This is a genomic window from Marinococcus sp. LNSP9103-4 (genome assembly GCF_056034345.1).
Window position 1 is genome coordinate 55,264 of record NZ_JBQLIA010000018.1, and the last position, 10,330, is coordinate 65,593.

Annotated in this window: 13 protein-coding genes; 4 read left to right on the forward strand and 9 right to left on the reverse strand. The window is 48.6% G+C overall.

Annotation, left to right across the window (positions count from 1 at the left end):
• Positions 1-4 precede the first annotated feature (4 nt).
• From ACTRXG_RS12370 to ACTRXG_RS12400, 7 genes are all read right to left on the reverse strand, one after another.
• Positions 5-1,228 carry a helix-hairpin-helix domain-containing protein gene (locus tag ACTRXG_RS12370; RefSeq protein ID WP_474285235.1) on the reverse strand — a complete coding sequence of 408 codons (1,224 nt, stop codon included), beginning with the start codon at positions 1,226-1,228 and terminating at the stop codon, positions 5-7.
• Between the two features lie 459 nt (positions 1,229-1,687).
• Entirely contained in the window at positions 1,688-2,122 is a 435-nt protein-coding gene (locus ACTRXG_RS12375; RefSeq protein WP_474285237.1) for a universal stress protein, read from the reverse strand.
• A 112-nt stretch (positions 2,123-2,234) separates the two neighbouring features.
• Positions 2,235-2,528: a hypothetical protein gene (locus tag ACTRXG_RS12380; RefSeq protein WP_474285239.1), complete on the reverse strand. Its 294-nt coding sequence runs from the start codon at positions 2,526-2,528 to the stop codon at positions 2,235-2,237.
• A 167-nt stretch (positions 2,529-2,695) separates the two neighbouring features.
• A complete protein-coding gene (locus tag ACTRXG_RS12385) occupies positions 2,696-3,559 on the reverse strand; it encodes a glycosyltransferase family 8 protein (RefSeq protein ID WP_474285240.1) in 864 nt (287 codons plus the stop codon).
• Positions 3,560-3,738: 179 nt separating this feature from the next.
• Positions 3,739-4,206 carry a hypothetical protein gene (locus tag ACTRXG_RS12390; RefSeq protein WP_474285242.1) on the reverse strand — a complete coding sequence of 156 codons (468 nt, stop codon included), beginning with the start codon at positions 4,204-4,206 and terminating at the stop codon, positions 3,739-3,741.
• A gap of 347 nt (positions 4,207-4,553) precedes the next feature.
• Positions 4,554-4,877 carry a hypothetical protein gene (locus ACTRXG_RS12395; protein ID WP_474285244.1) on the reverse strand — a complete coding sequence of 108 codons (324 nt, stop codon included), beginning with the start codon at positions 4,875-4,877 and terminating at the stop codon, positions 4,554-4,556.
• Positions 4,846-5,211 carry a hypothetical protein gene (locus ACTRXG_RS12400; RefSeq protein ID WP_474285246.1) on the reverse strand — a complete coding sequence of 122 codons (366 nt, stop codon included), beginning with the start codon at positions 5,209-5,211 and terminating at the stop codon, positions 4,846-4,848. The genes ACTRXG_RS12395 and ACTRXG_RS12400 overlap by 32 nt, the downstream gene beginning before the upstream one ends.
• Before the next feature lie 27 nt (positions 5,212-5,238).
• Here ACTRXG_RS12400 and ACTRXG_RS12405 point away from each other — a divergent pair, with 27 nt between their 5' ends.
• Positions 5,239-5,403 carry a hypothetical protein gene (locus ACTRXG_RS12405; RefSeq protein ID WP_474285248.1) on the forward strand — a complete coding sequence of 55 codons (165 nt, stop codon included), beginning with the start codon at positions 5,239-5,241 and terminating at the stop codon, positions 5,401-5,403.
• Positions 5,404-5,467: 64 nt separating this feature from the next.
• On the opposite strand, the gene ACTRXG_RS12410 is transcribed toward ACTRXG_RS12405, so the two are convergent.
• Positions 5,468-5,821, reverse strand: coding sequence for a hypothetical protein (locus tag ACTRXG_RS12410; protein WP_474285250.1), 354 nt, complete (start codon positions 5,819-5,821; stop codon positions 5,468-5,470).
• A gap of 972 nt (positions 5,822-6,793) precedes the next feature.
• Here ACTRXG_RS12410 and ACTRXG_RS12415 point away from each other — a divergent pair.
• The 3 genes from ACTRXG_RS12415 to ACTRXG_RS12425 all read left to right on the forward strand — a co-directional run bounded on the left by ACTRXG_RS12415 (position 6,794) and on the right by ACTRXG_RS12425 (position 8,846).
• On the forward strand, positions 6,794-7,492 hold the full coding sequence (locus ACTRXG_RS12415) for a Na-translocating system protein MpsC family protein (protein WP_474285252.1): 699 nt from the start codon (positions 6,794-6,796) through the stop codon (positions 7,490-7,492).
• Between the two features lie 239 nt (positions 7,493-7,731).
• Complete coding sequence (locus tag ACTRXG_RS12420) at positions 7,732-7,947, forward strand: hypothetical protein (protein WP_474285253.1); 216 nt, start codon at positions 7,732-7,734, stop codon at positions 7,945-7,947.
• Between the two features lie 770 nt (positions 7,948-8,717).
• A complete protein-coding gene (locus ACTRXG_RS12425; RefSeq protein ID WP_474262225.1) occupies positions 8,718-8,846 on the forward strand; it encodes an SDR family oxidoreductase in 129 nt (42 codons plus the stop codon).
• Between the two features lie 17 nt (positions 8,847-8,863).
• Here ACTRXG_RS12425 and ACTRXG_RS12430 read toward each other — a convergent pair whose 3' ends face one another.
• Positions 8,864-10,024 carry an FAD-dependent oxidoreductase gene (locus ACTRXG_RS12430; protein ID WP_474285255.1) on the reverse strand — a complete coding sequence of 387 codons (1,161 nt, stop codon included), beginning with the start codon at positions 10,022-10,024 and terminating at the stop codon, positions 8,864-8,866.
• Between the last annotated feature and the right edge of the window lie 306 nt (positions 10,025-10,330).

Genomic DNA, 10,330 nt, shown 5'->3' on the forward strand with positions numbered 1-10,330 from the left:
CCTCCTAACCAAGTGTAATGTCTGGGCGCATTTCTTCGATGGTGGCAGATCCAATATAAGGGACATTATCAAGCTCTTCTATAGATTCAAACGGTCCGTGGGCTTCTCTATAGTCCAAGATGTTTTGAGCAAGTGTTGGTCCCACTCCTGTGACTTCCTGTAACTCTTCAAAGCCGGCGGTATTTACGTTAATCAATTCTTTCTCTGGATCAGCGTCTTTCTCGTTTCCATCCCACGGTTGAGCGTGAATATCGTAATGGTTTCCTTCAGTCGTCATCGTTATATGTCCACTATCAGCGGTACTGAACAAATCCGTGTCATGAGCACGCAAACGTTCCATAACATCCGGGTCCGGATGTCCGTAATTATTATCGCCATAGGAAAGCACCGCTGCTTCCGGATCAACGGCATCCACGAAGGACGAACCTGTGGAGGTATCAGCCCCGTGATGTCCGGCCTTCAGAATCTCCGCTTCCACGTCGTATTGTTCTAGTATGTCCTCTTCATTCTCCTCGGTGGCATCTCCCATGAACATCACATCTATATCTTTATACGAAAGGCGCAATACGATAGAGGATTCATTTAAATCACTACTTTCATTATACCCGTTTAAAATTTGAACGTGCGCCAGCGGGGCCACATCTACGTCGTCTCCCTCCTGAGCTTCCACAAAGTTAATGTTTTGCTCGTCAATAACCTCTAAATAATCCAGGTAGGTATCCGTGGTGTGCTCTTTCCCGCTATCGAGTACGTTTTTCACTTCTACTCCTTCAAATACTCCAATGAGTCCTCCAATATGATCCGCATCTGGATGGGTACCTACGACCCAGTCCAGTTCATCGATTCCTTCTTTTTCCAGGTAAGAAAGAATCGTATCGGTTTCCCATTGGCGACCGCCGTCAATCAACATCGTTTCTCCCGTGGGAGACTCTACGAGTATACTGTCCCCCTGGCCCACGTCCAAAAAATGAATGGTCATTTCCTCGTCTTCAGGCTCTGTGGTATGGGCTGAGAGCACGGAAGAAGAAAGAAAGGCGGTAGGATTGTTTGACAGCAGGGGAGAGGCTGGCAGATAGTCCGTAATGCCATTTTCTGTTTGGGTGGTGACGGCTTCATCAGAGGAAGCTGCACGAATGTCTTCCTTCTTTTTTATTTCTGCAGAAGACTCGTTCGGGATGAATAATAATATAACAAATACGGATAGGAGTAGGTGCCATACTTGTTGCATCCATTATTTCCTCCTTTCATACACATTTTTCTAAATTTTAACACTTTTAAACAAAGAGGAATATCAGGAGCAGAAAACTTTATCAGGTCTAAGATTTAACAAGTATCTCGACGTCTAAAGGTTCGAGATGCTTGTATTTTGAAGAAAGACTATTGATAATTGCGATTACGTTAACAATGATTTTTTCTATACTTTTGAATGCGTTTACGAGCAGAGAATAGAACCGGCAAATAAAGAAAGGCTTTTGCTCGAGGGATTTCTCGTTCTTCTTACCAGAAAAATCAGCCATAAAAAGAAAAAAGACCCGAACCGTGTAACGGTCGGGATTACCAGGGTGTATGCATGCTATAGCATAAGGGGGGTACACGGGGAAATGTGTACATAGCAGTTATTCCTTCCCCTGTGAGCGTTCAAACATGAGTGGGCCAATGGCTTGGAGTGGTCGAAGGATGCCCCCTCTTACGTCAAAATGACTTGGACGTGGCAGTCGACCTGTTTTCGAACGTGTTTGGCGGTATTGCCGAGCATCACCCGGTCGAGCCTGGAAGCTCCTGATGCCCCTAGAACGACCAGGTCGACGTCGTATCTGGCGCTAAGGTTCCCGAGGTCCCGTTTCGGCACACCGGCCTCCATGATGGTTTCGACGTGTGGAACTCCCTGTTCCATGGCCCACGCTTTGTTTCGCTGCAGCTGGGAGGAGGCCTGCGCTTGAAGCTGGCGGAATCCGTGGGGGTCCATGCGCTCGAACGAGGCATAGCCGTTGGTATCCAATAGAAAGGCAATCAGTAACGTGGCTTGATGCTCCTTGGCTGCTTGCACGGCATGCGCCAACGGATCATGCGAGGTGGCTTCCAGGGCGTCGACGCCAACTAAGATACGGTGACATGGTTCCATGATGGATCTTCCTTTCTGTGAGAAATGTTAGGATATGCCATTCTGCCTGGGTGGGGCGACGATTTTCATCCACGTCTTCAGGGTCTTCAACCGCCGTGGGGAACCCCCCCCCTTAAGAAATGACTCTTTGAGGGTACGTTTTATCAATCGCTTCAAGCGTCATGGAGGATAATCGTTTCACATTGGTCACTTCCATGAAATTGGACCGGGATCCGCGATAATAGATAATGTTATCTTCGGTCTCAATCATGCATGTTTTGGCTGCGGGATACTTTTGGTAAAACAGGAGGAGTTTATCTTTCAATGACTCCCCGTTGTTGTCTATGAGGGGAAGATCCAGTTTGTTGCTGATGCGCTGGATGCCTCTGTTGATCACGGTATCGATGAATTCAGGGTTTCGTTTCATGACAGTAACCTCCTATGAATGTAAATGGTCTTATGAATATCAAACGACGTTTTCTTCTCAGGTGCTGGGGGACCGTTGGTGTCGCTGGAGGCGACGTAGTACGTGTTGGCTGTATCCGCTGCCGGCAGGGACAGGAAGGGGGAGTGTTTCGATCGCTAGCCCCTTCCTTACCGACCGCCGCCGTTCGAGCTTATCGCCGAGGTCAGGGTGACCAGCGAGAGCCACTGGTGACGGTAATAGGTGTATTCGTATTTGTACGGGTGCGGGCAGTAAGCGTGCCACGGCTTGACCGGGCCGTTAAAATGGACGGCGGCCGGGGCCTGGAGGGCTTCCACCACCCGGTCCCCGTAGGCGTGCGCGGGCAGGGGCTGCGTAAACATCTCGGTGGTGGTGTTCCACCGGGGGTGCCACCACCACTGGTCCGGATACGTTACAGCGTGCAGGCTGTCTGCAAAGGAGTGCCCCCGGCGGGTCATCTGTGTAAAAACAGCGGTGGACAGGTGCTGGGCTTTCCATTGCGCCACATGGATCATCATCAGGCCCGGATCGAGGCCCCCATGCACCCGCGGGAGCCCGAGAGCGGCGGCCCGTTCGGCGTCAGGGCGTGGTTCGGCCACAGCTACCGATCCGGTGCCCATGGGCTCCTCCCACAGGGCGGTGACGTCCGTGCGAATCAGCGTATCGCTGTCGAGGTACAATAACCGGTCCACTTCTCCTTCGATCAGGTACGGAAGCAGCAGCCGGTAGGCGGCGGCTCGGGGGACGTGGCGGTAACGCTCCAGGGCGGCCCTAGCCCGAGCGGAGTAACCATTCCCCGCCCCGGGGATCAGGCGGATGGTGGTGTGGAAATGCTGCGCCAGTTGTTCCAGGTAATATTTGTTTTTGAGCGATAGGCCACCGTCCACGATGCAAAAAACGAAACGCTCCGGCTGCGCGGTGTTCGACAGCACGGACGTCATGGCAACGCCCAACGAATCAGCATCATGATGATCAGCGACCGAAGCGATCACGTAGGGTTGATTGTTTTTCATATGTGCTCCTTTCTTGTAGGGACGGGGGAGACGGACAATGATGGGCCTTCGTCCTGCGTTTCCTGGGTGGTTTCTCGAGACAACCCTATGGCACGTTGATCAGCCGTAAGAGGATCCACCGGAAACAAACCTATGGATAGTGTATGATTGCCTGGAGATACTCCCTGGTCTCCGTGGGTTCATGTCTCCTTATAGAGAAGGGCTTTCTGCCTGGGGGCCAGCCAGGTCGATGGAATCCGATGATGAGTATTGATCAACTGGGTTTTTTGCTGCAAACGATAGTATTGCCGGGACAGATGATACACCCAGTGTTCCACGGGCCGCGCCGTGGGATTGGCCTCCGGCAGCGGGGCAATCAAGGAGGCGCTGTAAAAATAGCGTTTGATCGAGGGCGCGGCATGCAGCGCGGGCGCATCCACGGCCATGTACGTGGCATGATTGAGCAAGGCCGGCAACGGATCGGCCCCCCATAAGGTGTACTCCTGCCATTCGTAGGGGTGCCAGTGATACATATAAAAGGGAAGCAGGAGAGCTACCGGCTGGTGGGCATAGGCCCGTTGGACAAACCGTTCGATGCTTGCCGGCTGCTGGTCTTCGAGGGCGTGAGTGATATCATTCCATACAACATAGTTCATGGGGCGTGACATAATAAGCTCCTTTCATAAATACTCCGGGTTCATGCACCAGGAAGTTCTCTTCGGATTCTTCATGAATGCCAAAACGTCTGGTGCCGGTGAGAGTGGGTCATGAGGCTTTTGGGTTTCCATGGGTTTTCAGTTATAAGCGTTCCTTGCTATTTATCTGTCCAAATATTGGGACAAATAAAGGTGTTAAAAACAGTAAATATATGCATGTTGGAGCAGTTGGTCTATCGATTGGCCGCGACAAAGGTCATAACGTACGCTGAGTGTTTGTTCATACACCTTCTTCTTTCCGGCTGCTACCAAGGGAAGCAGCCAATGATCGTAGCAGGGGCTAACACAGCCGTCACCACTTACATGAGCGGAAAATCGCTGGAAGCGACGTAGTATGTGATGACTTTATCCGCTGTCGGCAGAGTCGGAGAAGAAGGAAGAGGGACGGTTTCGATCGCGACTACCTTCCCCGCCGCCTGCTGCCATTCGATCTCATCACCGAGGTCAAACCAATGAGCCGGATCCACCTCCCAAAGGCTTTCGTCCTGAAACTCCGTGGTGCTTCCGATAAACCACAGGCGATCCGGCTGCGCCGGCTCCTGCGTCATATAGACGAAGCGTACCAGCGTGGATGGATCTGCCGGCTGTGATTCAATCAGAAGCTTCCTGTCTGTAGTATCCACCGGTCGTCCCCCTCTGTCTGGCGTTGGCCCTCCATGCCCGGGGGCGTCTGCCTCCAGCGCTGGTTCTGGGTGCCGATGGACGCGGGCTTGAACGCAACAGCTGGTACTGACGAAACATTTTCCCGGCCCATGTTTTCATGTCGGCCGCTCCCTGCCGGTTTACCGGCAGCGGCGTAATGGCTGCCGCGCCGTAAAAATAGCGTTTGATGGGTTTACCCGCGTGAAGTGCCGGCGCCCCAAGGGCGACATACGCGGCGTGGTTTAAGACGGCGGGCAGGGGATCATCGGTGAACAGCGTGTACTCCTGCCATCCGTGCGGGTCAAAACAGTACATGTAAAACGGCAGCAGGGCAGCGGCCTCGTGGTTGTGATGGGCGACGTCGACGAAGCCGTTGATATCCGCGGGCAGCTGCCCGTCGGCGGCCTGGACCATTTTTGCCAAAACGATGCGCGTAAATTCCTTGTTCATACGAATACTCCTTTTCTCTGGCGTCTTGTCCTTGTAACAGTCAGTAAACGAAACTAAGTAGGTTCTCCTGAGGCAGGTGATCATCCGGGCGTTCCCTTCCCCCGGGACCATCGCTCCCGGGTCATTGCCAGCGGCTAGGATCTGCCAGAAGCGTCCAGCAGAACACCCCATATACGACGATGATGAGGAAGGCACTCATCGGCGGATCCCTCCTTTGGTAGTGATAAACGCGTAATGGGCGGCAGCCACCCCTTGCCGGCAATACCTCTCCCACAGGGGGAGAAAGGGCTTCTGCTCCCGGAAGAAACTTGACGGGGGTGCCGGCCGCCGAAAAGGGGTACAACGAATAAAACAAATGATCCGGTCTGAAATACGAGGCCACCCATTGGCCGTCCGGGTAGTAGGCGAGTTCGAGTGTCGTACCGACGATGATGAGATTTCCGTGAATCGCGTAGCCAAACGGACAAGCAGCCATGGATGAATACTCCTTTCTGGACATAAAAAAGCCATACCTTCCCGAGGAGGAAGGTATGGCCCGAAAATAGCTTTTTGTCTCTTTTCTTAACCATAAAATTAGTTAATGATATATTGTGAAAGATCAATGCCAATAAGACATAGGTCTATGAGGGAGAAATCACGGAAACGAACGAAAAATGATAATAGACCCTGTTACTTACGATTGATATGATTACCATTATAGTGATATAAAAGGGAATTTCAACCATACTTTAGTCCTGAAATAACATCTGTGACTAAATATGCATAAAACATAGTGGTTTTATTCGGCAGGCAGTTATCATTTTGACAAGCAGTTATTTTAGAATTAATACCCCTTCCAGAAAATATTATGCTTCTACGAACCAGAATTTCTATAAAGAATGCAACCATAAAAACCATGTCCTTCTGTGTTGGTTCCTGGGTTTCGATGAGGAGCTTGTGTAAAAAAGGAATGGGTTAGAGAATAGAGAAAAAAATTCTAGAGGGTCTCTGTATGGTATAGAGAATGAATACTCGGGGATGCTTGGATTCGAAGAAGGAGCGAATCGCCTGGCGATTGATTGTCGTCACCTGGGGGTTAGTCTTGCCTGGAACGCATAAAAGCGCCCCCTGCCGGCTTAGGAAGCGCTCTCAATCAAGTAGAAGCCACCATTCTTTGTGCCTTCCATCTACAATGATACGCTGCCGGGCCTACGATTCATATAGAATAATAGGATGAAACATTTGGAAATCACCTGCTAGGCAGACGAATGTTATCCTTTTTTCCCTGTTGAAAGTCTGGTATTTCGTCGCCGAAACCACGACGGTTTCTGCCATAAAGAGCTAATAGGACTTGTTAAGCGTAGCCTGCAGGTCTCAATCTTCTGAAAATACGTATATATAAAGCTCCCTGGCTAGTATCATGGTACGTAAGAAAACAAAACTCAAGGTTGAACGTAAAGGAGAATTTATGGAACGACAACAAACTGAAGCCCAGATGATTGCGGCGTATACCGGCAAAGCATTAAGGGATCATTTTGGCAAAGGGCCGGTGAACGTGCACGTGTCCTTGAAGCGCCCGTTTGTTATCCTGTACGTGAAAGATTTTTTAGCGCCGATGGAAACGATTTTGCTGCAGCAACAGGAAGAACAGCATGTGGCGAAAGCAAGGGAATGTATTATGAAGGAATTCTGTCCCAAAATTCAGCCGGATCTTGAAGAAATGATTAATGGTACGATTAAAGAATGGTATTTTGACTGGAATTTCGAAGCACGCAGCGGCATGATCTGGGCTGTACTGGAGGAGGATCCGCCAACGACCTTTTCCTGGCCGGGGCAGCTTAGTCAGCGGACGTTTGAACGGAAAGTGGTCAACCTTAGCGCTAAAGGACAGAAAGAGCCGGACTATACGAAAGCGTATTGGATTGATGATCGCACGATTATGGTCTACCGGTCCGGTATTTTTGTCGAAATTGAACACGAACTCATTCGCGCCGGGTTCCAGGAACAGCTGAAAATTGCCAAACGGCCGATGGAGCGGCGCCTGTTTCAACAGGAGCACATGGCGCCGATTCTGCAGAGAAAAATCCTAGAGATCTTCCTGGATTGGGATTTTGCGGAAGACAAAGGATACATGGTGCTGGCACTGGAGCCCGAGAAGAAACGATAGCTTCTCGTCCGCTGGTTGGCATGTTTTCGGGAACCGAAATGGGAGCAAGTTTTCCCTTTTCGGTTTTTTTGTTTTATAGCAGAAGCATAGAGGAATATAATGGAAATGAGTAAAAATATACCATTGCGACTATTGATCATTTCTGGCGCATGGAACGTGTGATCCTGCTGGACCAAGCATTCCACCCACGAGCAATACTGCTTGCCTGTGACTTTATGTATCCTAAAGGAGGAGAGAGCATGTTTAAAATTATCGTAACGTTAACCAACGGGCATGAAATGGCGTATAAAGTATCAGATGAAGACGAGGCTCTGGAAACGTATTTTGATATCCAACAGGCCATGACAGCAGTGATTAATAAGCGTGATCATGAAGTATTGGCGTTAGGAGATTCCTTACTCGTCCGTCCGGATGCCATTATAGGTTGTGAACTCAAGGGACCACGAACCGAATGATTGTATCCAGTCAAATACAGTAAATAGAGCAAATGAGAAGCAAAGCTAGGAAATGAATACTTATGGGATACACTCATAGGGTGTATCCCATAAAAATTTTTGTAAGAGCAACTTTAAAATTTCATGGACCGTACATATATCCTTAAATAAATCTTTATTTGAAAGGGAAGGGCAATCTAAGTTTTCCGTGTTTCAAAAAATATAACTCATCAAGAGAAAGTCAACTTGGGCGAAAATAGATTTCTTTCTTTTAAACCATATCAAAAAGTACGCCTTTTGAGAGACTTCATCTGACTTTTAAACCAACCAAGTAGAATAAAGAACGTTTTGGTCCACTCATATCTCCTGAACATCAAGAGCACGAAAGCCGTTGTACCAATTCCGTCCAAAAAGGCTTGCTGGAAAGAACTAGAAAGCTTTCATTGTTCATATAAAAAAACTAAAAGTTAAGCGTTTACGAAGGCCAACTCTTAGTCTTTTAATCATGTTTTCTATGATTGTGGAGGAAATGATTCGATTAACGTAAAAGCAATCCTTCATCCGGTTTCGCTTTATAAACAGGAGATACATCGTCCGGTTCGCCTAGTGCATAAAGCAATTTGACATACGCTTTTCCTTAAATACTTTCACGCCCGGCTCGACTTTCGGTATCGTCGCATGGATCATAAGAAACTCTTCAAAAAACAAGAGTTCAACTGATTATCAATAATGTGAACGCCAGAATAAAGTTGGGTCCTATCCACTTTTGGGGATGGGTCCGGGACAAAAAAGTGGATAGGAAGGAAGATGAAATCGGTGATGCAGCAAATATTGCCAATGCTTACGCGTTCCTTGCCTCCGAAGTAGCGCGCTTTATCACAGGAACTGTATTGAGCGTGGATGGCGGATTAACCATTTGACAGTATGTTGTATATTACTATTTAGGAAGCTTCGTTCTGTCCAGATTAATGAATCGGCGGATGGGAGGAGTGAAAACTAACCGCATGCCGATCTCCCGGATCCAAAGGGTCACATGATTTTCCGGCGCAAACCATTTCGCAAACCGCCTGCCGAATTGTTGGATGTCAGCAATGGCAGGCTGCATCAGACGCTCATAATGCTGTAGGGCAGCGGAAACATCCGTATCTTTTTCAATTTCGCGGGAAAGGACCCAGGCCCCGGCCATCGCCATGGAAGCCCCTTGCCCTGCGATCAAGGAGACTGCCTGGCAAGCATCACCTATCAGGGTCACGCGTCCTTTTGTCCATTCAGGCATCTGAACCTGAGAAACTTCGTCAAAGTATAGATCCGACGCTTTTTCCACCGAATCGAGTAGTTCGGGTATAATCCATCCCAGATCACCATAATGGGTGCGAAGATCCCGGGCAATCGCTTTTCTGGTAATCGGCTTTTCCAGTTTAGGTGATTTATATAAGAAAAAAGTGGCCAGTCTCCCCCCACTGATAGGATAGACCGTAACCTGCCGATTGGGACGTATCAACATATTAAAAGAATGACGGTATTTCTTTTCCGTTTGTTTCGCGTCCAAAATAAAGGCAGCGGTGTTATAACCAAGGAAATGGAGAGGAGATGGATCGTTTCCAAAAATTAATGAACGAACCTTGGAATGAATATCGTCGGCTCCTACCAGCAGATCACAGGGGAAAGAGGAGCCGTCGGAAATGGTGACATCTACCTCTTCGGAACGCTGTGTAATAGATTGAACCGTGGTTCCGAAGCGAAAATCAACCTGCGCTTTGATACGATTGTATAAAAGGCGTTCTAACTCTCCCCGCATGAAATTGTAGTGCTTATTCTGAACCATATTTCGCAGGGACTGGTAGGGAATGGATGATTTCTCCTTCCCATCCGGGTTCAGAAACTTCAATGATTCGATTGGATAATGAATCTTCTCCAGCTCTTGTAGCAGCCCCATTTTTTCAGCTGCCGCGTATCCCGGACCGAAAAAATCGATCATATAGCCTTCTGTGCGAAGCTTTGACGCTTTCTCCAAGATAGTTACGTTGTGGCCCGAGCGAAGCAGACAATCGGCTAGTGTTAAGCCGGCGATACCGCCGCCAACAATTAAAACCTTCATTCTGTTCCTCCTTTCATACATTCAAATACGAGCGGGTCCGAGTCGATTACGCGCGAAACAATGTCGAATACGATCGGAAACTGGTCTTTTACAGGCGATCCCCGCACGCAGCGGTCACCTAATCACTGTCAGCTCTCGTCGTTTATACATTCCCGAAATCATACTACGTACGTCTTAATGTTTATATTAGACGAACTTATTTTACTACGAAATAAAAAAAGTTCTTATGATTTAAATCGTCAAATTAAGTTAGACACCATATCATTCTCCATATACCTCATGAATACTTCCAACGGGGTGCAATAG

What these genes read in the sequence shown, in the direction of transcription:
- ACTRXG_RS12385 (WP_474285240.1), bottom strand. Translation starts at nt 3,559, where the DNA reads ATGAAAAACAATCAACCCTACGTGATCGCTTCGGTCGCTGATCATCAT.
- ACTRXG_RS12380 (WP_474285239.1), bottom strand. Translation starts at nt 2,528, where the DNA reads ATGAAACGAAACCCTGAATTCATCGATACCGTGATCAACAGAGGCATC.
- ACTRXG_RS12430 (WP_474285255.1), bottom strand. Translation starts at nt 10,024, where the DNA reads ATGAAGGTTTTAATTGTTGGCGGCGGTATCGCCGGCTTAACACTAGCC.
- ACTRXG_RS12410 (WP_474285250.1), bottom strand. Translation starts at nt 5,821, where the DNA reads ATGGCTGCTTGTCCGTTTGGCTACGCGATTCACGGAAATCTCATCATC.
- ACTRXG_RS12375 (WP_474285237.1), bottom strand. Translation starts at nt 2,122, where the DNA reads ATGGAACCATGTCACCGTATCTTAGTTGGCGTCGACGCCCTGGAAGCC.
- ACTRXG_RS12420 (WP_474285253.1), top strand. Translation starts at nt 7,732, where the DNA reads ATGTTTAAAATTATCGTAACGTTAACCAACGGGCATGAAATGGCGTAT.
- ACTRXG_RS12400 (WP_474285246.1), bottom strand. Translation starts at nt 5,211, where the DNA reads ATGTACTGTTTTGACCCGCACGGATGGCAGGAGTACACGCTGTTCACC.
- ACTRXG_RS12370 (WP_474285235.1), bottom strand. Translation starts at nt 1,228, where the DNA reads ATGCAACAAGTATGGCACCTACTCCTATCCGTATTTGTTATATTATTA.
- ACTRXG_RS12390 (WP_474285242.1), bottom strand. Translation starts at nt 4,206, where the DNA reads ATGTCACGCCCCATGAACTATGTTGTATGGAATGATATCACTCACGCC.
- ACTRXG_RS12415 (WP_474285252.1), top strand. Translation starts at nt 6,794, where the DNA reads ATGGAACGACAACAAACTGAAGCCCAGATGATTGCGGCGTATACCGGC.